Genomic DNA, 23,840 nt, shown 5'->3' on the forward strand with positions numbered 1-23,840 from the left:
GGCCGAGTGCCCGCCATAGCTTTGCTCGCGTGAAGGGCCCCTCCCGCCGTACGGGGCCCGACGACGAGAGGACATTCCATGGACCTGCAGCTTTCCGGCCGTGTCGCGGTCGTCACCGGCGCCTCCAAGGGCATCGGCCTGGCCGTCACCCGTACCCTGCTCGACGAGGGGGCCCGCGTCGTCGCCGCCTCGCGCAAGAGCACCCCGGAGCTGGAGGCGCTCGACGGCGCGGACCTTCTCCACGTACCGGCCGACCTGACCGACCCCGAGGCTCCGGGCCGGATCGTGGCGCGGGCCGTGGAGGTGTTCGGCGGGCTGGACATCCTGGTGAACAACGCCGGCGGCCCGCCGCCCGGTGTGGCCCTGCCGCGCTTCTCGTTCCTCGCCCCCACCGACGACGACTGGCGGGCGATGTTCGAGTTCAACCTGTTCTCGGTCGTACGGGCCGTCCGCGCCGCCGTTCCGGTGATGCTCCAGCGGGGCGGAGGCTCGATCGTCAACGTGTCCTCGGGCAGCGCCCGGCTGCCCGCCCCCATGAACGTCGACTACAACGCGGCCAAGGCGGGCCTGAACAATCTCACGAAGGCGCTGTCGGAGGAGTTCGCGCCGCAGGGCGTCCGGGTGAACACCGTGTCGCCGGGGCCCGTGCGGACGGCGTGGTGGACCGAGGAGGGCGGCGCGGCCGACATCATCGCCGCGCAGGCGGGCACCGACCGCGACGCCGTGCTGAACGGTGTCGCGGCGGAGATGATGAAGCTGACCACCGGCCGCCTCGTCGAGCCGCAGGAGGTCGCCGACGTGATCGCCCTGCTCGTCTCGCCGCGCTCGGCGAGCACCACCGGCGCCGACTTCGCCGTCGACGCCGGCTTCCTCAAGGAGATCTGAGGCCGCTTTCCGTAGGGAGATCCGAGGCCGCGCAGGCCCGTGGCCGCCGGCCCTTCCGCAGACCGGGTCCTGGTCTTCTGGCCCCTGGCTCCAGAAGACCAGGACCCCGGGTGCCGGTTCAGGCGGGCAGGCCGACCAGCTCGACGTCTCCGGTCAGGAAGGCGGTGAGGAACCTCTCCCGGCCGACGATCTGGAAGATCTGGTCCGCGTACCGCCCATCCGCCCCGTAGCTGAGTTCCTTCTTCTTGATCGGAGGCAGCAGGTCGCCCTCCACGCCGACCATGAGCCTCCTCGTGGACGCCTCGCCCCCGTGGTCGATCATCCAGTTGTAGATCTCCCTGGTGACCACCTCGACGAACCCCTCCGAGATCACCAGCGGCCTGTTCGTGTTCTTCATCTTCGCGGCCAGACGTGGATGGATGAGCGAGTGCGTCATCTCGTGGACGATCGTCTCGATCACCTCCCAGCGAGACCGCGACTGCGGCTGGTCGGGCCTGAACTCGGTGACCAGGCCGATGCCGCCGCCCTTGTCTCCATGGGAGTTGGAACCGATGTGCTGGGCGTAGAAAAGCGTGAGCCGCTTCACGACGTCCTGCCCGTTCATCCATTTACCGAGCGCTTCGAAGAGGAATACGTTGTCCGCGCCTCGGGTGCTGTCGTATCCGGCCGCGTCGAAGACCGTTTTTCCCGGTGCGCCCTGCCCACCCACCAGGAAGGCGCGGTTCATCAGGTGCCTCACCAGGTCGTTCTCGGTCGGTACGGTCGTGGTCTTGTCGTATATGTTCTTGAAATAGTCGAAGCCCTTCACGAACGGGCTGTCCTCCCTGGCCGCCGCGTACGGTTGCAGCATCTCCCAGGCCACGGACTGGGCGAGTTGCGCGATCATCTCGAAGTCGGACATCTTCTGGAACGCGCGCTTCACCCCGGACGGCCTACGCCATATCGTGACCTCTTTGATGAGAAAGTCCTGCAGTCGCGGCAGCAACTCCTTGAGGAGAAGCTCCTGGTCGAGCGGGGGCCGTTCACCCGGCGCCCCGGGAGGCGGGGCGCCGTAGCAGGCGGCGGCCCGTTGCCGCGCCTCCTCCGGGAGGCGCGGCACCTTCGCGCCCAGGGCCGCCTTCAGCCATCCGGTGCGGCCGAGCACCTGGAGTTCGAAGCCGTCGCGGTCGGAGAAAGGCATTCGAGGCCGCACCGTGGTGACGTTGTTCACCAGCCAGGCCAACGCCTCCTTGACGTTGAAGCCGGGGGCGCCCGTCTGGTTCACCGCCAGCAGGTTGGCCGCGTACAGCAGCCAGTGGCGGAGCTGCGGATCCGTCAGATTCCCGACCAGACCGGGGTCCTGGCCGACGGCCCTGTGGATGCTTACGAGCTTCTCCGTCACCCCCGCCTCGTCGAGACCCGCCAGGGCGCTGTGCCGGACGTTGATCTGGAGCGGTCCAAGATTGAGCATCCGGTCAGCCGGAAGGTCTCGCCGGACCACGGCAAGGGCGTCCTCGGTGGTGGGGATCTGTGGCGTCGACATGCCTGCCTCCGTGCTGCGGATCGGTGGTGGCCCCATCAAATCCGCTCGACGCCGAATTGGGAACGGCGCGACGGCATGGAATTCGAAGCCCGGGATTTGTGAGCATCCGAAAACGCTTCAACAACGCGACCTGACAGGAGCGGCGATCCAGAAGTGGTTCTCGCGTGACGCGCTCGACTCCGGCCGCGTTTCCTGGTCGCGGGCCGCGATTATGTTTCCCGCTCTCGTTCCGGCTTTTCTGATGCGTCCTAAGTTTTCGGCGCGTTTTCAAAACTGGAAATGACGCGACCGGTGCGCGGGCATCCAGGCGTCAGCCGGTGCCCGCGGTCCGCACGCCCGCCGCGTCCGCGATGACCCGCGGCCCGCGCCGGTGGGCTCCCCGTCGTGTCGACGGTCTCCGCCTCGCGGCGTGGTCAGGGCAGGGTGTCGCGGTCGTTGGCCTGTCCGCACCGGATGTCCCGTTCAATCGGATGATCATGGCGTTCGCCGTATGCGTCTCGCCGTTCTGTCGTAGGGGAATGCGAGACTCGCAAAACCGCGCCACGCGTTCCCGCGAAGCCGGGTTTCCGCAACGTGGTGTCCTCGTGCCGAGGGGTTTCCCGTGGCGCGGGACGACCGGCTCACCCGTTCCGCAAGGAGGCAGCATGACGACCCGCGACCAGAGCGGTCAGGGCGACGTTCTCATCGACATCCCCACCAACATCGGACGTCCCGCGCGTAGGGCCCTGGCCGCGGCCGGCTACACGACGCTCGCCCAGGTGGCCGCCACGAGCGAGCGGGAGCTCCTGCGGCTGCACGGCATGGGCCCCAAGGCCATCGGGCTCCTGCGCGAGGCGCTCGCCGAACGCGGCCTCGCCTTCGCCGAGGGGTGAGCCCGAGCGTTGAGTCCGGCCGGACCCCGGCCGGAACGCGGGTCTCGCGGGTGGCGGGATGTCAGCTGTGGTGCCGCATCTCGGGCCAGAGCAGCTGCCACGGGCGCAGCGGGTCGCGGCAGACGAGGATGGGCAGGTGCTGCTCCTCGTTGGACAGGCCGACGCCGTTGTCGACCCTGCCGCGTTCCTCGCAGGTGGCGAACACCCGGGAGTAGCCGCCGGTGGAGTCGGTCACGACCACGGCGATCCGGGCGGACGGCGACGGCGGGCCGCGCCAGTAGAGCTCGTTGTGCCCGCTGTGGACCTCGGGCAGGCCGTACTCCCCGCCGTAGCGGTCCAGCGCCCCGGCTTCTCCGTAGTTGTCGGTGAGGAGTACGGTCCGCGCGCGCTCCTGAGGCGTCAGCCCGCCGACCACCGCCGCGACCCGCGCGGCGAGCTCCGGCCATCCGATCGACTCGCGCGCCACCTCGTTGATGCCGGCGACCGGGGTGCCCTCCAGGGCCGGGGGAGGGATCACCGGCAGCGCGATGACGACGGAGAGGACCGCGTTGACCGCCAGGGCGCCGACGACCAGCGCGCGCCGTCCCGCACCCGACATCCACCGGCTGACCGGGCCGCACCCCGCGGCGAAGAGCAGCACGAGCAGGCCCGCCACGTAGTCGGGGCGCCCGCCGGAGTAGAGCGTCAGCGCGCAGGCCGACGGGTAGGCCAGGGCGAGGCAGCGCAGGCGGGGCTCCCGCCACAGCCGTACGGCACCGACCACCTGGACGACCGCCTGGGGCGGGCCGAGCAGCAGGAGCTGCAGCGGTACGAAGGAGAGACGGTTGTCGGCGCCCTCGTCGGCCTCCAGCGCCCCGGCCATCACCAGCTGTGGCCAGCCGTGGGTCGCCTGGTAGACCAGGTTGGGCGCGGCGATCACGAGGGCCAGCAGCGCGCCGAGCCAGAGCCTGCGGTCCCGCAGCACCTCGCGCGGCCCCGCCGCCAGCACGCCCACGCCCACGCTGACCAGGAGCAGCACGATCAGCTGCCGGTTGTACGTCGCCACCCCCGCGACGGCGCCCAGCGCGAGCCACCAGCGGCCGTCGCCCCGCAGCGCCCGTACGGCGAACAGCGCCGCCGCGACCCAGAGCGGCAGGTCGACCCCGAGGGTCAGCAGGGAATGGCCACCGATCAGGAGCAGGGTCGTGGTGGCGATTCCCGCAGCGGCGACGGTCTGCGCCCTCCGGTCGCCGCCGAGCTCCCGGGCCAGGAGGGCGACCAGGACGACGACGAGCGACGCGATCAGGGCGGGAACGACGCGCAGGGCGACCACGGTGTCGCCGAACACGGCGACCGAGGCCCGCGCGATCAGCGGGGTCAGCGGCGGGGTGTCGAAGTACCCCAGGGCGGGCCGCTCGCCCAGCATCCGGAAGTACAGCTCGTCCCGGTGATAGCCGTAGCGCGGGCTCGCGACCAGCAGCACGGCGAGCGTGGCCAGTGCGACCGCGCCGACGGGCCGCCGGGCGAAGGGGGCGGCCCGGACGGTCGTGCCGATGGTGTGCGGGGCGGAGGGAGAGGGCGTGTCAGGGGTGTGCGACGCGGAGGAGGACTCGGACACCTGTTCATCATCGGCTCTCGACGCCGGTGACGCGAGGGGTGATCCCGATCCGCTCGCCATCCGGCGACGGGCGCTCGCGCGGCCTCCGAGCGTTGGGGGAAAAATCCCTCGACGTCCTTGATGTCGTACTGAGACACTGGCCGCTGCCGGATGCCCGGGAGCACCTCGGCCTGACCGAGACCCGTCCCGGCCGGGCCTGACCGGGCTGTGGCCTGGCCTGGCCTGATCTGGTCTGGCCGCCCGCCGGTCGGCGGAGGCGCCGATCGCGGGGCCGGAGCCGGGGTTCCGGGGGCCTTTTTCAATGATCGTCATGACGGTAGGTGAACCATGAACCCGGTCGGCGAGCGAGAGATACGCGAATCCTTCGTCAACTGCTCGAAGGGGGAGGCGCGCAGGCTCAACCTGCCCAGGAACCTTTCCGAGCTCTCCTGGGCCGACCTCGACTTCCTGGGCTGGCGCGATCCCGGCGCCCCCGACCGGGGTTACCTGGTCGTCGAGCGGCAGGGCGAGCTCGTCGGCGTCACCCTGCGCGTCGCGCAGGATGTCCGCAGGAGTTTCACCAAGAGCACCGTCTGCTCGATCTGCCTGACCCCCCACTCCGGCACCGGGGTCGCCCTGTTCGTCGCGCCCAGGGTCGGCGCCGCGGGCCGCCAGGGCAACACGGTCGGCACCTACATCTGCGCCGACCTGGCCTGCTCCCTCTACGTGCGCGGCACGAAGCGGGCGGAGTCCGGCGTGCGGTTCGAGGAGACGCTCACCACGGAGGAGCGGATCACCCGGACCGCTTTCAACCTGGAGGGCTTCCTGGACAAGGTCTTCGACGGCGACCTGCGCTCGGCGTGACCGGATCGCGGGTCCGCCCGCCTCCCGGAGGGCCCCAGGTGCCCCGGGCGCCCGCGTAGTGGCCGCGTGGTCGTCGTGGGATGACATCCCCCGGTCTGATGCGCCGCCTCCGGAATCAGACCGGGCTCCGATGCGGCCGGGGTGGCCGTTCGGAGATCGTGGCCTTCATGCTGACGTCGATCGCCGTCGCCCTGACCCTTCTGGGTTCGGGCGTGCAGGCACCACAGACCGATTCCCTCGACTGGAGCACCTGCCCGGGTGACAAGATCGGGATGGAGTGCGCCGACCTGCGGGTACCCGTCAACTGGCAGCAGGCCGGCGGACGCGAGATCACCCTGAAGCTGGGCCGCCTGAAGGCCACCGGCACCTCCGAGGGCTCCGTCCTGATCGCCTACGGCGGGCCGGGCGCGCCGGGGATCGCCATCACCCGGTCCGGAAACCGGTGGGCCGAGCTCCGCGAGCGCATGGACATCGTCACCTGGGACACCCGGGGCTACGGCGAGCAGATCGGGGGCCTGAGCACCGGCCTGCCGTGCACCTGGACGCGCATCCCGCTGCCCGAGTTCCCCGAGGACGACGCCGACTTCGGGCGGCTCTCCGACACCAACCGCGGCTACGCCGAGGCCTGCCGCAACAAGGATCCCGAGTTCTTCGCCAACATGAGCTCGGCCGACCAGGCCAGGGACATGGAGGCGATCAGGAAGGCCCTCGGCGGCGCCAAGCTCAACTTCTACGGCGCCTCCTACGCCGGGTTCTACGGGCAGGCGTACGCCAGGCTCTTCCCCGGCCAGGTGCGCACGATGGTGCTCGACGGCACGTGGAACCACAGCACCGCCGACTGGGCCGGTGAGCTGGAGGCGATGGCCAGGAGCAACGAGGAGGCCATCGGCCGCTTCTTCGACTGGTGCGCCGCCGGACAGTGCCGCGACGTACCCGCGAAGTGGCGCAAGCTGGTCGCCAGGGCCGATCGCACGCCGATTCCCGCCAGGCAGGCCGGCATCGCGTACGGCGGGCGCGACCTGCAGGCCTTCGCGGTGAGCTCCGCCAGGAAGGGCGCCGAGGCGTGGCCGAAGCTGGCACGGGACATCCGCGCGGCCGCCGGCGGCGACGCCTCCGGCTTCGTGCCCGAGCGCGGCGCCCGCTATCCCGACCAGTCGACCGGCGTCACCGAGTGCGTCGACTGGCCCCGTCCCGCCGGCCGCGCCGAGCTGGAGGCGACGATCGCCCGGCTGCGCGAGGTCGCGCCCAACGCGGGCACCGCGAGCACGATGGCGACCGCGACCCTCGGCTGCGTCGGCTGGCCGGTACGGGTGACCAACCCGCCCGCCCCGCTGCCGAAGGGGCTGCCGCCCATGCTCGGCGCGGGCGCCTGGGGCGAGTCCGACGCCGTGCAGCGGGTGCTCAGGCAGGTGCCGGGCAGCGTCGTCGTCCGGCACGAGGGGCCCGGCCACACGCTCCACGCCTCCAACCCCTGTGCCCGCGACCACATCGACCGCTACCTCACCGACCGCGTGCTGCCCGCCGCCGGGACGAAGTGCTGACGCGCGAGCGGGCCCCCGCGGTCACCGGGCAGGAGACGGGTCCCAGGCCGGGATGATTCCGGATTTGTAGTGGTTCGTACCATTTTTTGAAGAAGGCAGGTAACAAACGAGGAGCCCCGGCCATTTCCCGGTGTCAGAACAACACATCCGGTACGAAGGGGGCGGGGCGGTGACGGACGACTCGCAGCGGTTCACCAGCATGTACGACGAGTGCCGGCAACGTGTCTGGGCCTACGTGGTCAGCCGCGCGGGACGGCAGGTGGCGGACGAGGTGGTGAGCGAGACGTTCGCGATCGCCTGGCGGAGGCTGGAGGAGGTGCCGGAGCCGGCCCTGCCGTGGCTCCTCGGGGTGGCCCGCAACGTGCTGCGCGACAACATCCGGGCGGAGGTCCGGCGCGACGCGCTCAGTGCCGAGCTGCGGGCCTGGACCGAGGACGACGTCGCCGAGCAGGTCGCCGAACGGCTCAGCGTGCTCAAGGCGCTGACGGGGCTGTCGGAGGACGACCGGGAACTCCTGATCCTGACCGCCTGGCAGGGGCTCTCCCCCCGCGACGCGGCGCGGGTCGTCGGCTGCTCTCCGACCGCCTTCCGGGTACGGCTCCACCGCGCGCGTAAACGGCTCAAGCAGGAGATGGACACCGCCGCGTACCCCGGACCCCGGATGAGGAACCTCAGCGAGGAGTGGTCATGAACCCCATCGATCAGCTGCGGGCCGCACGCCCCGAGCACCTGGGGGACACCCCGGTCGACCCGCGTACCAGGGCCGCCGAGCTCTCCCGCGCCATGGCACAGCCCCGGCGGGCGCCGGCCGGGCGCAGGGCCGTCCGCCCGGGGTGGGGCCTCGGCCTTGGCCTCGGCCTCGCCGGAGCCGCCGCGGCCGTGACCGCGGTCGCCGTCACGATCTCCGCGACCGGCGGCACGGTCCCGGACGCGCCCTCCGCCCAGGCCGATCCGGGCCGGACGGCCTCCAGCCAGGCGTCCTCCAGCCCGACGCCCTCCGCCTCGCGCGTCGAGCTCTCCAGCCGGTCCATCCTGCTCGCCGCCGCCCACGGAGCGGCCCGCCAGCCGGACACGACCGGCGCCTACTGGCACACCGCGTCGGTGACCCGGATACTGTCCGAGGCGGCGGACGGGGACTACACCGTCGTCGAGCGGACACGGAACGAGGGCTGGACCCCGTCGGCGACCGGCGGGGACCAGTGGAGCCGGACGCGGTCACTCGGGGCGCGGCCCGCGAGCCCGGACGACGAGGCGGCCTGGCGGCGGGCCGGTTCCCCGACCGAGATCGAGGTCGAGGTCCCCGGCAAGGGCGGGGGTCAGAGAGGCGGTTACGTCCTGTCGACCGAGCCGGGAGAGGCGAAGGACAGCCACATTCCGCTCGTCGACGGGGACAAGGTGTTCTGGCTGGGCCGCAACGTCACCATGAAGGACCTGCGCGGCCTGCCCGACGACCCCGACGACCTCAAGGCCTGGCTGCTGCGCTCGTACACGGGGAGCGGCACCGAGTCGGACGACCCGATGTCGTCGGACGCCTGGTTGTTCGCCGTCTCGATCGGGCTGATCACCGACATGCCGGTCACCTCGCAGGTGCGCGGCGCCGCCTTCCGGATGCTCGCCGACCTCAAGACCATCAAGGTCTCCCGCGGCGTCACCGACGCGGAGGGCCGTACCGGCAGCGCGGTCGCCATCGAGGTACGGGTCAGGGCGAAGGCGGACGCCAAGGGCGCCGGCGGAGTCCTGCTGGACCGCCTGATCTTCGACGAGACGACCGGCAGGGCGCTGGCCAGGGAGAGCGTCGTCGTACGGCCGGGCGGCCCGCAGGCCGGATTCGAACCGGGCACCGTGTGGCACTCCCAGACCGTCCTCGAAGCCGGCTGGACCGACGAGAAACCCGCGTCCTGAGTCCCCGGACCCGCGTTCTGAACCCCCGAGCCCGCGTCTTGGGTTCCCGACCCGTCGTACTCCCGGGGGCGTACGACGGGTCGGGGACATGCGAAGCCGCCCGCGATCCGCACCCGCCCTCGTAGGCTCGGAACATGCTCCTGTGGATCAACGGCCCCTTCGGCGGCGGCAAGACGCAGACCGCGCACGAGCTACGGCGGCGGCTCCCGGGAAGCGTCGTCTGCGATCCCGAACACGTCGGCTTCGGGCACGCCATGCAGTACGTGGCCGGTAAGGGCGCACCCCTGCGCCGGGAGAGCTTCGCCGTGTCCAGGCTCGACCGGTGCCTGGAGCGGCTGCGCGAGGCGGAGTTCGCCGAGCACGTGTGGACCGACCTCCTCACGATCCCGCAGGTCGCCGACCACATCGCCGCCTCGTCCGGGTTGGCGCTCGCCCCGAACACGGACGGCGCGCTGCGAGGACGCCTGCGCCGTGCGTGGACGGGTGTGAAACACATCCGGTTCGGCTGATCGAGGGGGCGACGCCGGTCCCCGTATCCCCGTGTCCCCGTGTTCCCGTGTCCCGTGGACGACGTCCGCCACCCGATCGCGTGCGCCCCTCCCGCTCGGTTTTCGACGTGGCGGTGAGCCGGTTCGGGATCATGTTCTTCGCCGATCCGGTCGCCGCGTTCGCCAACATCGGCCGCGCGCTGCGGCCGGGCGGGCGCCTGGCCATCCTGTCCCTGCGAAGGATGACCGACAACGACCTGGGCACCGTCTTCGCGGCGATGGCCGAGCACCTGCCGCCGAGCCCCGCCCCGGCCGGGCCCGGCGCTCCCGGCCCGGAGTCGCTGGCCGACCCGGCCCGTGTCCGCGAGGTGCTCACCGGCGCGGGCTTCGAGAAGGTGACCTCCACACCGGTCGACGCGCCCCAGATGTGGGGCCGGGGCGCCGCCGACGCGGCCGGTTTCCTCGGAGCACGGGGCCCCGTCCGCTTCGCTCTCGACCAGGTCGACAGGGACACCGCGGCCCGAGCCCTTGCCGCGCTCACGGTGGCGCTGCGGCCCTACGAGGAGCCCGACGCCGTACGGCTGCGCGGCGCCGCCTGGCTGACCACCGCCACCCGCCCCTGACCGCCACCGTCCCCGACCCGCACCCGCCCATGACCGACACCTGTCCCTGACCCTCATCCGACCCTGACCGCCACCCGCTCCCGGTGATCATTTGCTCCCGGCGGTCACTACGATGCGATGTGATGTCCCCGAGAAAAGCAGCGGCCCTGCGTGACGGCGAGGGCGATCGGAGCCTGCGCGAGCACCTGATCGCCGCCGCCGAACGCCTCATGGCCCAGCGTGGTACCGCCGGGCTCACCGTACGCGACCTCGGCCGCCTGGCCCCGGGCGCCAATCCCGAGGCCGCCGCCGCCATGATCATCGGTGCCTGCCACGAGCTGGTCCTGCCCCACCTGCTCGGCGGTGGCGCGGCGACCGCCCTGGAGATTCCCCCCGGCTTCGTCGAGGACCTGCTCACCACCGTCCTGAACGGCATCGGCCCGGCCGGAAGCCCTGGAAACATCGCGGGAGCGGGGAGGCCGGCCTCCCCGACGTGAAGCCGATGAACAGTCCGAGGGAACGCATTCTGATGATTCCGACCGTGAAACGGCAAGAAGGGTAGGAGGCCGATGGACACCGAGGGATGGGCGGTCAGTGTTCCCCGCGGATACCGCGTCGGTGACTGGCAGGTCGGCAGGCCCATCTCCACGGGGAGCTGGGCGAGCGTCTACCTGGGAGTACGAGACGGGGATGGCGCGGCACACGCGGCGTTGAAGTTCCTGCCCACGGGCACGGTCACCCGGCGGCAGCTGGGACACCTCAAGGACATGACGCAGCGGGAGATACGCCTGCACAGCAGGCTGCGGCACGCTCGCCTGATCCGGTTGCACGAGACGCTCGTCATCGACGACGCGGGAAATCCCGAACTCGACGGCGCGTGCGTCCTGGTGATGGACCTGGCGGAACGGTCGCTGGCCGACCTGATCCGGGGAGGGGCTCCCGTTCCCGGCGCGCCGAGGCTGATCGCCGAGATCTGCGAGGGAATAGCGCACATGCACGCCGAGGGGTGGGTGCACGGAGACCTCAAGCCCAACAACGTGCTCGTGATGGCCGACGGCTCGGTGCGTCTCGCCGACTTCGGCCTGGCCACAGAGATCGACGGGACCCACGGCTACCTTCCCCCGATGGGGTCGGTGGACCACGTGCCTCCGGAGCGCTGGAGCGAGCCCCTGAGCGAACGCGGACACGCCGTGTGGGTCTCGGCCGATGTGTGGGCGCTCGGCGTGACGGCCTGCCAGCTGCTCACCGGCCACCTTCCCTTCAACGCCCCGACCGCCCGTGCGCGCTATGTGGCCGCCGCCGAGTACGCGGCGGGCGAGCGGCCCCTGACGCTTCCGGTCTCGCTGCCCGAGGCCTGGCGCTCCTGGGTGACCGACTGCCTGACACCCGATCCGAGGCTCCGGCCCAGCGCGGCCCGCCAGCTCTACCGGGCCCGGGTGCTGGCCGGCACGACCAAGGCCCCGTCGCGGCGAACGGGCGCGCGGCTGGCGGGGGCGATGGCCGCGGCCCTTCTGGTGATGGCCGGCGTCTCAGGGGCCGGGATGGTCGACTCGTCGGTGGCCGATCCGTTCGGGCGCTGGTTGCGCCCCGACTCCGACATCCCCCAGGAGTACCGCGCCCTGATCGTCGAAGCCGGCACGATGTGCGCCGAGCCGGGCCTGAGCCCGGCACTGGTCGCCGGAATCCTGAAGGCGGAGAGCAACTTCGACGCGGGACTGTTCGACGTGGCCAAGGACGAGTACGGCCTCGCGCGCTGGACGCCGTCGGTGCTGCAGTACTACTTGCCCGCCGACCGCCGCGGCGTCGTCCCCACCCCGCCCTTCTCCCCCGAGGACACCATTCCCGCCGTCGGCCGCTATCTGTGCACGCGGCTGCCCCTGATGGCCGGGGTGCCCGGAGATCCCGGTCTGCTGGGAGCCGCGGCGTTCCGCTCCTCCGACGATGTGGTCCGCCGGGAGAACGGGGTTCCCGAACGCATCCGGCCGTTCGTCGAACGGGTGCGGAAGCACCGGGCCGAATACCAGCCGTGATCGCATACGCGACCGGGCCGCACGTCAGACGCGATCACCTGCGAGGCCGGGCCGCACGTCAGACATGGTCACGTACGAGGCCGCGTCGCACGTCAGACACGGTCGCCTACGCGTCCGGCCCGGTCACGTACGCGACCGGGCCGGACGTCAGACGTGATCACGTGTTCAGCCATTTCAGGTGCTCCTCCCGCACCAGGTCGAAGCGCAGCGCGACCGAGACCAGCGCGGCGCGCTGCCAGTCGGCCTTGCGCGAACCGGACGACGGCTTGACGCGCAGTTTCGTCCGCGCGAGATAGTCGATGTGGAAGTTGACCGCGGCCCGGGTCAGTCCCGCGCAGCCGGGGACCTCGTGCAACCGCTCCAGCACCTCCGGCACCGTCGGGATGACCGCGGACGCACAGTCGCGAAGGCGCGGCTCGCAGAGCGCGATCAGCACGAGGAAGTATTTCGCCGTCTCGTCCAGGGGAAAGCCGGAGACGGTCGGCTCACCGACCGCCGCGGCCTCGGGCGCGTCGAGGTCGATGAAGCTGTGCTGTGAGGCGAAGACCAGAAAGGAACAGGCGCCACCCGCCACCGGGAGCACCACCCGGGCGAACTCGAACGGTATGGGCGCGGCCGCCCGGCGCGGAGCCACCTTGAGGAACTCCCCGCCCCCCTCGGGATTCTCCACGACAAGGGTGGAGTCACGGCTGAGATTGGTGAGCAGCCAGTAATCCTCCATGGCCCGTATGATCCCGGCCCGCCGGGATATCCCCGGATGATCAAGAGGGAAGTCGACCGGGGCGTCCGCCGAGCCGCGACCAAAAGTGATCTCGCGGCCCGGAGAGAGCTCGATGACGACCTGTTCGGCGTCGGAGACCTCGGTCTGCAAGAGGATCGTCCGCATCCACCCACCCTCGCAGCGTTCCGGAACCTCGGGCGTTGACGAGCCACAGCTTACGTTGATCAACGCCGCTGTCAGAACCGCCCGGACGGGCGTTGGCGGCGATCGCCTTCGTGATCACTTGTAGGGGCGTCGACGGCGCCTGGGTGGGGCGGGTCTCCCATCGCGGGAATACATGCGCAGGCATGTTGTTATGGTGTCCAGAAACAACCCAAAAAGGCGGACATCATGCAGTTTGGAATCTTCACGGTCGGCGACATCGCGCCCGACCCGGTCACCGGCCGTACCCAGAGCGAGGCGGAGCGCATCGGCAACATCGTGCGAATCGCGCAGCGGGCCGACGAGGTCGGGCTGGACGTGTTCGCGCTCGGCGAGCACCACAACCCCCCCTTCGTCCCGTCCTCGCCCACCACCCTGCTGGCGCACATCGCGGCGCTGACCAAGCGCATCATCCTCAGCACCTCGGTCACGCTCATGACCACGAACGACCCGGTGAAGATCGCCGAGGACTACGCCATGCTCCAGCACGTGGCGAAGGGACGGCTTGATCTCATGCTGGGACGTGGCAACACGGTGCCGGTCTATCCGTGGTTCGGAAAGGACATCCGGCAGGGCGTGGCTCTCGCTCTGGAGAACTACAACCTGTTGCACCGGCTCTGGCGGGAGGATGTCGTGGACTGGGAGGGCACCTTCCGCACCCCGTTGCAGGGCTTCACCTCGACCCCGCGGCCCCTGGACGATGTGCCGCCCTTCGTCTGGCACGGCTCGATCCGCACTCCCGAGATCGCCGAGCAGGCCGCTTTCTACGGCAACGGATACTTCGCCAATCACATCCTGGCGCCGAACCTGCACTTCAAACCGCTCGTGGACTTCTACCGCGCGCGTTTCGAGCACTACGGGCATGGCACGAGGGAGCAGGCGATCGTCGGCCTCGGCGGGCAGGCGTTCATCGCCCGGCGCTCCCAGGACGCCGTGAACACCTTCCGACCGTACTTCGAGGAGTACCCGGTCTTCCGGGGGAGCTCGCTCGATGACTACATGGCTCGCACGCCGTTGAGTGTCGGCAGTCCGCAGGAGGTCATCGACAAGACCCTCACCTTCCAGGAGGGCTTCGGCGACTACCAGCGCCAGCTCTTCGCGCTCGACGGCATGGGGCTGCCCGTCGAGATGGCGCTCGAGCAGGTCGAGTTGCTCGGAACCGAGGTCGTCCCGGTGCTCCGCAAGGAGATGGCCGGCAGGCGCGCCCCCGGAGTGCCCGACGCCCCCGTCCACAGCACCCTGGTCGCGGAGAAGTACGGCGACGCCCGGCCGCGGCAACCGCGCCCGAACCCGAACCGCGGCGACAACCTCTCCGGCGCGTCCCCGTACCAGGACAGCGACCCGGCCGTCGCGGCACGCTTCCCGTCGGTCGTGTGACCATGGCGGGCAACGTCCGACTCGCGAACGAGGCGTGGGAGGCCTTCTTCCGGGCGCAGGCCACGATCGCCCGCGAGTTCGCCGAGGCCGATCACTGGGGTGATCTGCTGCCGCGGGAGTACGGCGTGCTCTACGCGCTCTCCACCGCGGGACGTGGGCTGCGGATCACCGAGCTCGGTTCCGACGTGCTGATCTCCCAGCCCGGCATGTCCCGGCTCGTCGCACGGCTCGAAGCTCGCGGGCTCGTCGAGCGGGAGGGCGACCCGGACGACGCCCGTGCCTGTCGCATCCGCCTCACGCCGGCCGGCGTGGAGATCCAGCGACGCGCCGGCACCGCCCACGCGCGACATGTGGCCCGGGCGATGACCCGGGCCCTGGACCCCGGTCAGCTGGAGATGGTCCGCGACCTCAGCCTCAGGCTCCTCGAAGCCGCCGAGCACGAGGCGGCGACCGCCGCCACCCCGAAGAGAACGAAAAGGAACCCCGAATGAACCCCGACACCTTCGACCCGCACGATTCATCCGAACCTGACGAGCCCCTGCGCCTCGTCGTCGTCAGCGCCGGTGTGAGCGAACCCTCCTCCACCCGCCTTCTCGCGGACCGCACGGTGCAGAAGGTGCTCGACCTGCTCCGCGAATCCGGCACGCCCGCGACCGTCGGGATCATCGAGCTCGGACCGCTCGCGGTCGACATCGCCCAGGCGATCGTCTCCGGATTTCCCGGCGAGCGCCTCAAGGCGGTGTTCGAACGCCTTGCCGCCGCCGACGCCGTCATCGCCAGCACACCCGTGTACAAGGCGGGCATCAGCGGGCTGATGAAGTCCTTCGCCGACATCCTCGACAACGACCTGCTCATCGCCAAACCCGTCATCCTCGCCGCCACCGCGGGCACGGCCCGGCACGCCATGGTCGTCGACGAGCACCTCCGGCCCCTGTTCGCCTTCATGCGGGCTCTCCCCGTGCCCACCTCCCTCTTCGCCGCACCCGAGGACTGGGGGCAGGCCGCGCTCGGCGACCGGATCCAGCGAGCCGCCACCGAACTCGTCCTCCTGCTGCGCAGTGGCGTCGGCCGGTCGATCGCCGACAGCGCATGGACCGGCTACCAGCACCAGTTCGGCGGCAACGCCACCCGCGCCGAACGCAGCGCCGACGACGTCGACTTCACCACCGACCTCATGCGACTCGCCGCCGGCGGAACACTGTGATCGCGGGTGCCGGTCCCCGACCGGAGTGCTTCCGAGGGAACCGGGGTGCTTCCGAGGGAATACGGCACGTTTGCTAAGTGGAGGAGCCTCCGTTATCGTCGATCCCATGTAAACGGAGAATCCTCCGTTTTGTTGGCCGTCGTAGGAGAACCCATGCGCCACATCAAGCCCGGCCACCCGGGTCCCGACCTCTCGGAGGCGATCGCATGACCGCGCCCGCACTCACACCGCAGACCCCGCTCGGCACCGGATACGGCCCCGCGACGACCGCGGCCGAGGTCGTCGCCGGTGTCGATCTCACCGGCAGGACCGCGATCGTCACGGGCGGCTACTCCGGCCTCGGCGTCGAGACGGTCCGCGCGCTGCGCGCGGCGGGAGCGGAGGTCGTCGTTCCCGTACGGAACCGCGAGAAGGCGGCCGAGACCCTCGCCGGTGTCGACGGTGTCCAGCTCGAACCGATGGACCTCCAGGACCCCGCGTCGGTCGACGCGTTCGCCGGCCGTTTCCTCGACGGTGACCGGCTGCTGCACATGCTGATCAACAGTGCCGGGATCATGGCCGGCCCGCTCTCCCGCGACGCGCGCGGCTACGAGTCCCAGTTCGCGACCAACCACCTCGGCCACTTCCAGCTGACGCTCCGGCTCTGGCCCGCGCTGCTGCGGGCCGAGGGCGCCAGGGTCGTCGCGGTGTCGTCGTGGGGACACCGCCAGTCCGACATCGTCTGGGACGACGTGCACTTCGAGCGCCGCCCGTACGACCCGATGAGCGCGTACGGGCAGTCGAAGACGGCCAACAACCTCTTCGCCGTCGAGCTCGACCGGCGCGGACGCGACCACGGCGTGCGGGCGTTCTCCCTGCACCCGGGCAGGATCCTCACCCCGCTCGTACGGCACACCGACCCGGACCACCTCCGGCGGATGGGCATGATCGGGGAGAACGGCGAACCGATCATCGACCCGTCGCGGAACATCAAGAGCCCCGAGCAGGGCGCCGCGACGAGCGTGTGGTGCGCCACCGGCCCGCGGCTCGACGGGCACGGCGGCGTCTACTGCGAGAACTCCGACATCGCCCCGCTCGTCCCCGAGGGCGACGACCCCGTCGCCATCGCCGAGGAGCGGGTACGAACCGGTGAGTCCCTCACCTTCGGCGTCATGCCCTACTCGATCGACCCGAACTCCGCGACCCGGCTGTGGGACCTCGGCGAGAAGCTCACCGGAACGCGCCTCGACGCGTGACGGCGCGTCACCGGGGCCGGTCGGGGTCCGGGGCTCGGCCGGCGGGATCGCCGGCGAGAACGACGCGTACGAGACAGGCGAGGCCGTCGCGAGTTCGTTCCGGTGGCTGGTCGCTGAGATGCTCGATGAGATCACTGCGCACGGCGGCGAGCAACGCGTGGGCCAGGTAGTCGGCGTCGTCCGGCCGGTGAACCTCGGCGACGATCTCCGCCAGGTGCCTGTGCCACCGGTCGTACGTCGAATTCCGGTACGGGCTGCCGCTGCCGGCGTTCTCCAGGGCGAGCATCAGCGAGCGGTTCGCGAGCTTGAACCGCAGGATCGCGTCGAGCATCGCCGTCGCCCGCTCGACCGGGTCGGACGACGATTCGCCCGCGGCGAGTTCGGCGCGCAACCGCTCGCCGCGTTGCTCGGCGAGGGCCTGGAGAAGGCCGATCCGGTCACCGAATCCTCGGAACGGGGTCCCCTTGCCGACGCCGGCGGCGGCCGCGATGTCGTTCATGGACACGTCACCGGGATCGTCCGCGGCGTCGAGCAGGCGGGCCGCGGCGGCCAGCACCGCCTCCCGGTTGCGGACGGCGTCCGCTCGCTCCTTGCGCCCTGCCGCCGTCATGTCCCGCCCCTTCGGTTTGGCAATTCGGACCGCTGGTCCGTATATTAAATGGACCGGCGGTCCGAATTATATCGCGGAGCGTCCTTCGACCACGGGAGAGACATGACCGACACGACAGCCGCCGTCTTCCGGCGCGGCGTGGACCTGTTGCTCGCCAAGGACATGCGGGCCTACCTCGACTTGTGGCACGAGGACGCGGTGGCCGAGTTCCCCTTCGCGCCGCCCGGATGGCCGCGTCGCCTCGACGGGATCACCGCCATCACGGACTACCTCATCGACTACCCCGACAAGCTCGACATCGCCGAGGTCACCGCCCTCACCGTGCACGAAACGGTCGATCCGGCGGTCGTCGTCGCCGAGTTCACCGCCTCCGGAAAGGTCGTGGCCACCGGCAAGCCGTACGAGATCTCCTACATCGCCGTGGTCACCGTCGCCCACGGAAAGATCACCCATTACCGGGACCACTGGAACCCGACGGTCGCGCTCGAGGCACTGGGCGACGACCAGCTGGGCGTCGCGGCGACAGGCGCGACCCGATGACCGAAGCCGACACCATCCTCGTGACCGGCGCGACCGGCAACACCGGCCGGCGCGTCGCCGACCGGCTCATCCGGCGGGGACATCGCGTACGGACCGCGAACCGGAGCCGACCCGCGCGGCCGGAGGCCGCGCGGCGGCACGTGCGCTTCGACTGGGACGACCGGAGCACCTACCCCGCGGCCCTGGACGGCGTACGCGGCATCTACCTGATACCGCCGATCGGAGTCGTCGAGCCGGCGCGGCAGATGCGGCCGTTCCTGGACCTGGCCCGCGGCGCCGGCGTGCGACGGATCGTCCTGCTCAGCTCGTCGGCCATCCCGGCGGGCGGGAGCGGTCTGGGGGTGGTGCACACCGCCATCGCCGACATGTTCCCCGAGTGGGCGGTACTGCGACCCTCCTGGTTCATGCAGAACCTCGCCGACGACCACATGCACGCGCACAGCATCCGTGAACGAGGCGAGATCGTGACCGCGACCGGAGACGGCCGGGTCGGCTTCATCGACGCGGCCGACATCGCCGCCGTGGCGGTACACGCCCTCACCGACACGACCCCGCACAACACCGACCACCTGCTGACCGGCCCGCAGGCCCTGAGCTACGCGGAGGTCGCGGCGACCATCGCCGAGCTGAGCGGGCGCCCGGTCCGGCACCGCGCCGTCACGGTGGACGTCATGCGGCAGCTGCTCACCGACGCCGGCATCCCCGACCGCTTCGCCGTCCTCCTGTCCGGCATGGACCACGCCATTGCCGGGGGAGCCGAGGACCGGACCACCACGACGGTCGCCGACGTCACCGGTGACCGGCCGACGAGCTTCCGCGAGTTCTGCGCCGCCCACGTCCGGCGATGGCAGCCGGCCGGCTGAACGGCGCGGGAGTTCGGCGACGGCGGCCGGTCGGACGAACGGCGCGGCGCTGTCACTCCTCGTCGAAGGCCCTGAGCAGGAGGTCGCGGTTCGCGGCGAGGTAGCGGATGTCGGCCTCGTACAGGTCGGCGTGACCGCCGTCGATGTGGGACTGGAACGCCTTGTTGCCTCGTTTCGCCTGGGCACGCATGAAGTCGATGAGGGCGCGCAGCCGGTCGGCCACGGTGTCGAGGAGCGCGGCGTCGGCGGGAATGCCATAGGCGCGGCAGAAGCGGGCCGCCCGGCGCCCCTGCTCCGCGGGGCTGCCGTAGCTGTCGGGATTGTCCGGCGCGTGCAGGGGGGCGAACCGGTAGACCGCGTACGCCACGTCCCACATGCGCGGGCCCGGGTGCGCGGTGTCGAAGTCGATGAGGCCCACGACCGTGCCCTCGCGCACCACGCAGTTGTACGGTGCGGCGTCGCCGTGGCAGATGACCTCGGCGGGCGAACGCGCGGGCAGCCACCACCGGTCGCCGGGACCGGTTTCGAACGTGGCGCTCGCGTCGTGGAAGCGGCGCAGCAGCATGGCCGCCGAGTCCAGGAGTTCGGACGTGCGCAGCTCGGAGGGGAGCGCCTGGTGCACCTGTCCGTGCAGGAAGGTCAGCACCTCGTCGTCGGCGTCGAGGCCCAGCGGCTCGGGGGCGCCGTCGAAGCCCCGCGCGCGCACGTGCCGCAGCAGCCGGTGGACCGCCGGCGACGCCGCGGAGGCCGGGCGGTGGACGGTGCCGCCGTACCGGCGCACCACGTTCATGCCGCCGCGGAGTTCCTCGCCCTCGGTCATACGGCGGGTTTTCTCGTACGATCCGCTCCGGTACGCCACACCGTCGCCGACACCAGCACGGAGGCCAGGACCAGAGCGCCCGCCGCGGCCAGGAAGGCCCACCGGTAGCCGCTGACGGCCGCCGCCGGGGAGGAGTCGCCGGCCTCCAGCGCCGCGCCGGTACGGCCTATCGCGATCGCGGCGAAGACGGCCAGCCCCAGGGCGCTGCCCAGTTGCTGCATGGTCGTCTGCACCCCGGAACCGAGTCCGGCGTCCTGGTCGGTCACTCCGTGCAGCGCCGCGTTCTGCAGCGCGGGAAAGGCGATCCCCAGCCCCGCGGCGATCATCACCATGGCGGGCAGCACGTCACCGGCGTAACCGCCGGCGACCGACATCCTCAGCGCGACGTACAGCATGCCCGCGGCGCTGAGGACGAGACCGGCGCCGCTGGTGAGCGCGGTACCGAGCCGGGCGGTCAACACGGTGGAGAGCATCAGCCCGCCCAGGAAGGCCACGCAGAACGGCAGGTAGGCCAGCCCGGTGGCCAGCGGCCGGTAGCCGAGCACGTTCTGCATGTACAGGGTGAGCAGGAACATCGTCGCCGCCATCCCGCTGGCCAGCGTGACCGTCGCCAGGTTCGCCGACAGGCGGACGCGGCTCGCGAAGAATCGCGGCGGCACCAGCGGCGAGGCGGCCCGCGCCTGCACGACGAGGAAGGCGGCCAGCGCGGCCAGCCCCGCGCCCAGAGGGAGGAGGGTGGTCGAGGTGCTCCACCCGGCCTGACCGGCCGACAGCAGGGCGGAGATGAGCGCGATCAGGCCGGTCGTGACGAGTACCGCCCCCGCCCAGTCCACCCTGCGGCCGTCACCGCCGCCCGGCCGCGCCTTCACCAGCCGCGGCGCGAGCAGCAACGCCACCGCGGCGACCGGCAGGTTGATCAGGAAGATCCAGCGCCAGCCCGCCAGTTCGGTCAGTGCCCCGGACAGCAACACCCCCACCGTCGCGCCCAGTCCGCTCAGCCCTCCCCAGATCGCCAGGGCGCGGGCCTTCTCACGACCGTCGCGGAAGGTCAGCACGATGATCGACAGGGCGGCCGGCGCTGCCAGCGCCTCGCCCAGGCCCTGCCCGAACCGGCTGGCCACCAGCATGCCGGTGTTCGCCGCGAGCCCGCTGGCCAGTGACGCCAGCGCGAAGATCGCCGTGCCCAGCAGGAACAGGCGGCGCCTGCCCCACAGGTCGGCCAGCCGCCCGCCGAGCAGCAGCAGCCCGCCCGCGGTCACGACATAGGCGTTGACCACCCAGGCGAGGTCCGCCGTCGAGGCACCCAGGTCACGTTGCAGCGAGGGCAGCGCGACGTTCACGATCGAGCTGTCCACGGTGAACATGAACTGCACCGTCGCCAGCACCGCCAGCGCGCGCCAGCGGCGCGGATCCGCCGCGCCGTCCCCGGCCGTACCGGTCACGTCGGCGGTGGCGGTCGTGTCTCGGACGGTCGTGTCTCGGACCGGTTCGCCCGACCGGGTGTCCTCATCCATGAGGTCCACCCCATCGCTCACCGGCGTGCGGTGTCCAACAAAACCTTCCCTTCTTGACAAGCGTTGCTTGTCGCTGCAGCGTGTGGGGGGTGGATCTCGACCTTCGACAGCTTCAGGCGTTCGTCACGACCGCCGAAGAGCTGCACTTCGGACGGGCCGCGGCCCGGCTGTGCCTCACCCAGCAGGCGCTGTCGCTTCGTGTCCGACGCCTGGAGGAGACCCTGGGCGGATCGCTTTTCGTGCGCGGTCATCACCTCGTCGAGCTGACCGACCTGGGACGGCGGCTGCTGCCCCTGACGCGCCAGACCCTGGCCGCGGCCGAGGAGATCGTGGCCGCCGCCCGGCTCGACTGCCGTCCGCTGCGGCTCGACACCTTCCGCCCGATCGCCGGCTCCTTTCTGCTGCGCTGGCTGATCGACCTGGTCGACCTGCCGCTGGAGCTGAGCAGCCGGCACAGCCTGGGGACCGCTCTGTCGGCGCTGCGGCGTGCCGAGATCGACGTGGCCTTCGGCCGGGTGCACGGCCTCGCCCCCTCCCGGTTGGAGGACCTGGCTCATCAGCCCCTGAGGTTCGAGCCGCTGTACGCGCTGATGTCACGCCGTCATCAGCTGGCGGCGCGGTCCCGCCTGCGCCCGGTCGACCTGCGTTCCTGCGGGATCTGGACACCGGCCCTGGCGGGCGCCACCGAGCTGGACGGCTATCTGCGCGCCTTCAGTGACCACTTCGCCATCCCTTTGGCCATCGGGCCGGCGCTGGCCACGCTGGAGCAGGTGGTGGCGCAGATCCACGCCCGTACCGACCGTGTGTGGCTGATCGACGCCAACGCCCAGACCGCCGACATCGCGGACACGGCGCTGATCCCGCTGGTCGATCCCACCCCGCTCTACCCGTGGTCGCTGGTCTGGCGGCGCCGCAACCACCATCCGCTCCTGAATCGGCTCCTGCACACCGCCACCAACACTGCCCTGCAGGAGGGATGGCTTCACTACGAGCCCACCGCACACTGGCTGCCGGCCGAAGACCTCGCCGCCGCGGCTGCCGGCCGTCCGTAAGGTGAGCTTCCCCTCCTCGTAGGACGGACAATTCTGGCCTTGCGCTTCCCCGGCCGTACTACCGGTCCTGCCAGGTGGCCTCGGCGCACAGGACGCGGGCCGCCTCGTGTGGTTCGGCGTCCCTGACCACGTAATGGTTGGCGCGTCCGGTGAACCGCTCCGAACGGAGCACGGTCACGATGCCCGAGACGAAGATCCGGCGACCGTGCGGATCGCGGGCGTGCACCTGCCGGTCGACGGTGAGACCACCACTGGACGGTTGCCCACCGACGGCGTCCTCCCACCGCCAGAGGCGACGGCTGATCCCCGGCGACATGTCTCCCCTGCCTTCGTAGACCATGGAGAAACTCCGGGAATTCTCCGGATTCAACTCCTCGGCGATGCGCTCGGCGTCGGACATCTCCCGCAGCTGCTCCTCCTGCTCATCCGGTTCATCGTCGGAGAAATGGTGCGGAAGGAGTTCCAAGGCCTCCTGCCGCGCGTAGTAGCGGTCGATGAGGGGATCGGCGAACCGGCCGGGCCGGTCCTCGGGACGGGCGACGCTCTCCGGCGTGACCTCGGTCCCGTCCTCGATCTCGACGCCCCGCGCCCGCAGCCACTCGTAGATCGTCACGCCCTTCCCACGGAGCTTCTCCTCCTTCGCGCTCAGCCACTCCTCGAAGGTCCGCCGGGAAGGATCGACCCGCATCGCGGCCCAGTCCTGGGCGGCCGACACGGGCACGGGCACCGACCGGGGCCTGAGCGGTGGAGGCCGCAGCTCAGGCGAGAACGACGGAGGGACGTCCCCTTCCGGCGCCGGCATGATGGACGGCGCGGCCGGCAGGTGCAGCAGCGGATCGAACACGTCACGGATCGGCCAGAAACGCAGCAGCCACCGCTCCTCGGGGGCGTCCGTGTCCTCGTCCTCGTCCATGTCCTCATCCGGCTCGCCGTCCTCGGCGAGCGGCTCGAAGTGCATCGCCATCCCGTACTCGAAACACGGCGGCCCGATGAGGAAGTCGTGGCCACGCTCCTCCATCATCAGGGACAGGTGTACGACACCGCTGTCCGCCACGAAGGTCACCTGGTCGACCGGCGTCCAGGAGCCCCCGGGGGGCGGCGGCTCACCGTCCCACGCCTCCATCCGGACATCCGCCACGAAGTGGTAGCCCTCCGGGCTGCTCCACTCCTCAAGGTCGGCGCCCGCCAGGGCGAACATCCCGTACTGCACGTAGACCTCTTCGTCGATGCTGCGGAGCATGCGTGCCATGTGCGTCCCTCGGTAGATCCAACTCCGGCCGGTCGGGGGCAGCCTGCCGCAGGCGTCCGACAAAACCACGCACACTCTCGATCGGCCTGCCCCCGGGCGGCTGTTCGTCGAGGGGGTGGGTGCGGTACGCCCGGCTCGCGCGCCGTTCGGCTCGCCGCGGGCCAGGAGGTCG

Annotated in this window: 25 protein-coding genes; 18 read left to right on the forward strand and 7 right to left on the reverse strand. The window is 71.1% G+C overall.

Annotation, left to right across the window (positions count from 1 at the left end):
- The first annotated feature begins 78 nt into the window (after nucleotides 1-78).
- A complete protein-coding gene (locus ACVCAG_RS27690; RefSeq protein ID WP_440086200.1) occupies nucleotides 79-885 on the forward strand; it encodes an SDR family oxidoreductase in 807 nt (268 codons plus the stop codon).
- A gap of 118 nt (nucleotides 886-1,003) precedes the next feature.
- Here the strand turns inward: ACVCAG_RS27690 and ACVCAG_RS27695 are convergent, their stop codons facing one another.
- Nucleotides 1,004-2,407, reverse strand: a complete 1,404-nt coding sequence (locus ACVCAG_RS27695; RefSeq protein WP_440086198.1) for a hypothetical protein — start codon at nucleotides 2,405-2,407, stop codon at nucleotides 1,004-1,006.
- On the opposite strand from ACVCAG_RS27695, the gene ACVCAG_RS27700 reads away from it, so the two are divergent.
- Entirely contained in the window at nucleotides 2,406-2,690 is a 285-nt protein-coding gene (locus ACVCAG_RS27700) for a hypothetical protein (RefSeq protein ID WP_440086196.1), read from the forward strand. The two genes, ACVCAG_RS27695 and ACVCAG_RS27700, sit on opposite strands and share 2 nt — an antisense overlap.
- 361 nt (nucleotides 2,691-3,051) lie before the next feature.
- A complete protein-coding gene (locus ACVCAG_RS27705) occupies nucleotides 3,052-3,279 on the forward strand; it encodes a helix-hairpin-helix domain-containing protein (RefSeq protein WP_440086195.1) in 228 nt (75 codons plus the stop codon).
- Between the two features lie 61 nt (nucleotides 3,280-3,340).
- On the opposite strand, the gene ACVCAG_RS27710 is transcribed toward ACVCAG_RS27705, so the two are convergent.
- Nucleotides 3,341-4,876 carry a glycosyltransferase family 39 protein gene (locus ACVCAG_RS27710; RefSeq protein WP_440086194.1) on the reverse strand — a complete coding sequence of 512 codons (1,536 nt, stop codon included), beginning with the start codon at nucleotides 4,874-4,876 and terminating at the stop codon, nucleotides 3,341-3,343.
- A gap of 327 nt (nucleotides 4,877-5,203) precedes the next feature.
- On the opposite strand from ACVCAG_RS27710, the gene ACVCAG_RS27715 reads away from it, so the two are divergent.
- The 8 genes from ACVCAG_RS27715 (at nucleotide 5,204) to ACVCAG_RS27750 (ending at nucleotide 12,282) form a co-directional block, all read left to right on the forward strand.
- Complete coding sequence (locus ACVCAG_RS27715; RefSeq protein WP_440086193.1) at nucleotides 5,204-5,719, forward strand: FBP domain-containing protein; 516 nt, start codon at nucleotides 5,204-5,206, stop codon at nucleotides 5,717-5,719.
- A gap of 167 nt (nucleotides 5,720-5,886) precedes the next feature.
- Nucleotides 5,887-7,260 (forward strand): alpha/beta fold hydrolase, encoded by a 1,374-nt coding sequence (locus ACVCAG_RS27720; protein ID WP_440086192.1) that lies wholly within the window; start codon nucleotides 5,887-5,889, stop codon nucleotides 7,258-7,260.
- Nucleotides 7,261-7,429: 169 nt separating this feature from the next.
- Complete coding sequence (locus ACVCAG_RS27725) at nucleotides 7,430-7,951, forward strand: RNA polymerase sigma factor (RefSeq protein WP_362696255.1); 522 nt, start codon at nucleotides 7,430-7,432, stop codon at nucleotides 7,949-7,951.
- A complete protein-coding gene (locus ACVCAG_RS27730; RefSeq protein ID WP_440086191.1) occupies nucleotides 7,948-9,162 on the forward strand; it encodes a CU044_5270 family protein in 1,215 nt (404 codons plus the stop codon). Before ACVCAG_RS27725 ends, ACVCAG_RS27730 begins: the two co-directional genes overlap by 4 nt.
- A gap of 134 nt (nucleotides 9,163-9,296) precedes the next feature.
- Complete coding sequence (locus ACVCAG_RS27735) at nucleotides 9,297-9,671, forward strand: hypothetical protein (RefSeq protein ID WP_440086190.1); 375 nt, start codon at nucleotides 9,297-9,299, stop codon at nucleotides 9,669-9,671.
- Nucleotides 9,672-9,778: 107 nt separating this feature from the next.
- A complete protein-coding gene (locus ACVCAG_RS27740) occupies nucleotides 9,779-10,273 on the forward strand; it encodes a hypothetical protein (protein ID WP_447190523.1) in 495 nt (164 codons plus the stop codon).
- Between the two features lie 122 nt (nucleotides 10,274-10,395).
- Nucleotides 10,396-10,749, forward strand: a complete 354-nt coding sequence (locus tag ACVCAG_RS27745; protein WP_440086188.1) for a hypothetical protein — start codon at nucleotides 10,396-10,398, stop codon at nucleotides 10,747-10,749.
- Between the two features lie 72 nt (nucleotides 10,750-10,821).
- Nucleotides 10,822-12,282: a serine/threonine-protein kinase gene (locus ACVCAG_RS27750; protein WP_440086187.1), complete on the forward strand. Its 1,461-nt coding sequence runs from the start codon at nucleotides 10,822-10,824 to the stop codon at nucleotides 12,280-12,282.
- 157 nt (nucleotides 12,283-12,439) lie between these two features.
- Here ACVCAG_RS27750 and ACVCAG_RS27755 read toward each other — a convergent pair whose 3' ends face one another.
- Complete coding sequence (locus ACVCAG_RS27755) at nucleotides 12,440-13,168, reverse strand: hypothetical protein (protein WP_440086186.1); 729 nt, start codon at nucleotides 13,166-13,168, stop codon at nucleotides 12,440-12,442.
- Nucleotides 13,169-13,393: 225 nt separating this feature from the next.
- On the opposite strand from ACVCAG_RS27755, the gene ACVCAG_RS27760 reads away from it, so the two are divergent.
- The 4 genes from ACVCAG_RS27760 (at nucleotide 13,394) to ACVCAG_RS27775 (ending at nucleotide 17,020) form a co-directional block, all read left to right on the forward strand.
- Nucleotides 13,394-14,581: a CE1758 family FMN-dependent luciferase-like monooxygenase gene (locus tag ACVCAG_RS27760; protein ID WP_440086184.1), complete on the forward strand. Its 1,188-nt coding sequence runs from the start codon at nucleotides 13,394-13,396 to the stop codon at nucleotides 14,579-14,581.
- Between the two features lie 2 nt (nucleotides 14,582-14,583).
- Nucleotides 14,584-15,072: a MarR family transcriptional regulator gene (locus ACVCAG_RS27765; protein WP_440086183.1), complete on the forward strand. Its 489-nt coding sequence runs from the start codon at nucleotides 14,584-14,586 to the stop codon at nucleotides 15,070-15,072.
- Nucleotides 15,069-15,785 carry a CE1759 family FMN reductase gene (locus ACVCAG_RS27770; RefSeq protein ID WP_440086182.1) on the forward strand — a complete coding sequence of 239 codons (717 nt, stop codon included), beginning with the start codon at nucleotides 15,069-15,071 and terminating at the stop codon, nucleotides 15,783-15,785. The genes ACVCAG_RS27765 and ACVCAG_RS27770 overlap by 4 nt, the downstream gene beginning before the upstream one ends.
- 206 nt (nucleotides 15,786-15,991) lie before the next feature.
- A complete protein-coding gene (locus ACVCAG_RS27775) occupies nucleotides 15,992-17,020 on the forward strand; it encodes an oxidoreductase (protein ID WP_440086181.1) in 1,029 nt (342 codons plus the stop codon).
- A 7-nt stretch (nucleotides 17,021-17,027) separates the two neighbouring features.
- Here the strand turns inward: ACVCAG_RS27775 and ACVCAG_RS27780 are convergent, their stop codons facing one another.
- Nucleotides 17,028-17,630 (reverse strand): TetR family transcriptional regulator, encoded by a 603-nt coding sequence (locus tag ACVCAG_RS27780; protein ID WP_440086180.1) that lies wholly within the window; start codon nucleotides 17,628-17,630, stop codon nucleotides 17,028-17,030.
- Nucleotides 17,631-17,732: 102 nt separating this feature from the next.
- On the opposite strand from ACVCAG_RS27780, the gene ACVCAG_RS27785 reads away from it, so the two are divergent.
- Entirely contained in the window at nucleotides 17,733-18,170 is a 438-nt protein-coding gene (locus tag ACVCAG_RS27785; RefSeq protein ID WP_440086179.1) for a nuclear transport factor 2 family protein, read from the forward strand.
- A complete protein-coding gene (locus tag ACVCAG_RS27790; RefSeq protein WP_440086178.1) occupies nucleotides 18,167-19,033 on the forward strand; it encodes an NAD(P)H-binding protein in 867 nt (288 codons plus the stop codon). Before ACVCAG_RS27785 ends, ACVCAG_RS27790 begins: the two co-directional genes overlap by 4 nt.
- A gap of 52 nt (nucleotides 19,034-19,085) precedes the next feature.
- Here ACVCAG_RS27790 and ACVCAG_RS27795 read toward each other — a convergent pair whose 3' ends face one another.
- Entirely contained in the window at nucleotides 19,086-19,853 is a 768-nt protein-coding gene (locus tag ACVCAG_RS27795; RefSeq protein ID WP_447190524.1) for a phosphotransferase, read from the reverse strand.
- Nucleotides 19,850-21,367, reverse strand: a complete 1,518-nt coding sequence (locus ACVCAG_RS27800; protein WP_447190525.1) for an MFS transporter — start codon at nucleotides 21,365-21,367, stop codon at nucleotides 19,850-19,852. The genes ACVCAG_RS27795 and ACVCAG_RS27800 overlap by 4 nt, the downstream gene beginning before the upstream one ends.
- Before the next feature lie 89 nt (nucleotides 21,368-21,456).
- On the opposite strand from ACVCAG_RS27800, the gene ACVCAG_RS27805 reads away from it, so the two are divergent.
- The gene (locus tag ACVCAG_RS27805) at nucleotides 21,457-22,419 is read left to right on the forward strand and encodes a LysR family transcriptional regulator (RefSeq protein WP_447190526.1); all 963 of its coding nucleotides are present in this window, start codon (nucleotides 21,457-21,459) and stop codon (nucleotides 22,417-22,419) included.
- Between the two features lie 58 nt (nucleotides 22,420-22,477).
- Here ACVCAG_RS27805 and ACVCAG_RS27810 read toward each other — a convergent pair whose 3' ends face one another.
- Nucleotides 22,478-23,668, reverse strand: coding sequence for a hypothetical protein (locus ACVCAG_RS27810; protein ID WP_447190527.1), 1,191 nt, complete (start codon nucleotides 23,666-23,668; stop codon nucleotides 22,478-22,480).
- Nucleotides 23,669-23,840 lie beyond the last annotated feature (172 nt).

The organism is Streptosporangium sp. G12, assembly GCF_052983175.1.

Bases quoted from the DNA above. Each gene is read 5' to 3' on its own strand.
- ACVCAG_RS27705 (WP_440086195.1), top strand. From the start codon at position 3,052: ATGACGACCCGCGACCAGAGCGGTCAGGGCGACGTTCTCATCGACATC.
- ACVCAG_RS27695 (WP_440086198.1), bottom strand. From the start codon at position 2,407: ATGTCGACGCCACAGATCCCCACCACCGAGGACGCCCTTGCCGTGGTC.
- ACVCAG_RS27765 (WP_440086183.1), top strand. From the start codon at position 14,584: ATGGCGGGCAACGTCCGACTCGCGAACGAGGCGTGGGAGGCCTTCTTC.
- ACVCAG_RS27790 (WP_440086178.1), top strand. From the start codon at position 18,167: ATGACCGAAGCCGACACCATCCTCGTGACCGGCGCGACCGGCAACACC.
- ACVCAG_RS27755 (WP_440086186.1), bottom strand. From the start codon at position 13,168: ATGCGGACGATCCTCTTGCAGACCGAGGTCTCCGACGCCGAACAGGTC.
- ACVCAG_RS27715 (WP_440086193.1), top strand. From the start codon at position 5,204: ATGAACCCGGTCGGCGAGCGAGAGATACGCGAATCCTTCGTCAACTGC.
- ACVCAG_RS27760 (WP_440086184.1), top strand. From the start codon at position 13,394: ATGCAGTTTGGAATCTTCACGGTCGGCGACATCGCGCCCGACCCGGTC.
- ACVCAG_RS27730 (WP_440086191.1), top strand. From the start codon at position 7,948: ATGAACCCCATCGATCAGCTGCGGGCCGCACGCCCCGAGCACCTGGGG.
- ACVCAG_RS27745 (WP_440086188.1), top strand. From the start codon at position 10,396: ATGTCCCCGAGAAAAGCAGCGGCCCTGCGTGACGGCGAGGGCGATCGG.
- ACVCAG_RS27800 (WP_447190525.1), bottom strand. From the start codon at position 21,367: ATGGATGAGGACACCCGGTCGGGCGAACCGGTCCGAGACACGACCGTC.
- ACVCAG_RS27770 (WP_440086182.1), top strand. From the start codon at position 15,069: ATGAACCCCGACACCTTCGACCCGCACGATTCATCCGAACCTGACGAG.
- ACVCAG_RS27735 (WP_440086190.1), top strand. From the start codon at position 9,297: ATGCTCCTGTGGATCAACGGCCCCTTCGGCGGCGGCAAGACGCAGACC.
- ACVCAG_RS27780 (WP_440086180.1), bottom strand. From the start codon at position 17,630: ATGACGGCGGCAGGGCGCAAGGAGCGAGCGGACGCCGTCCGCAACCGG.
- ACVCAG_RS27750 (WP_440086187.1), top strand. From the start codon at position 10,822: ATGGACACCGAGGGATGGGCGGTCAGTGTTCCCCGCGGATACCGCGTC.
- ACVCAG_RS27810 (WP_447190527.1), bottom strand. From the start codon at position 23,668: ATGGCACGCATGCTCCGCAGCATCGACGAAGAGGTCTACGTGCAGTAC.
- ACVCAG_RS27795 (WP_447190524.1), bottom strand. From the start codon at position 19,853: ATGACCGAGGGCGAGGAACTCCGCGGCGGCATGAACGTGGTGCGCCGG.
- ACVCAG_RS27775 (WP_440086181.1), top strand. From the start codon at position 15,992: ATGACCGCGCCCGCACTCACACCGCAGACCCCGCTCGGCACCGGATAC.
- ACVCAG_RS27785 (WP_440086179.1), top strand. From the start codon at position 17,733: ATGACCGACACGACAGCCGCCGTCTTCCGGCGCGGCGTGGACCTGTTG.
- ACVCAG_RS27690 (WP_440086200.1), top strand. From the start codon at position 79: ATGGACCTGCAGCTTTCCGGCCGTGTCGCGGTCGTCACCGGCGCCTCC.
- ACVCAG_RS27720 (WP_440086192.1), top strand. From the start codon at position 5,887: ATGCTGACGTCGATCGCCGTCGCCCTGACCCTTCTGGGTTCGGGCGTG.
- ACVCAG_RS27700 (WP_440086196.1), top strand. From the start codon at position 2,406: ATGCCTGCCTCCGTGCTGCGGATCGGTGGTGGCCCCATCAAATCCGCT.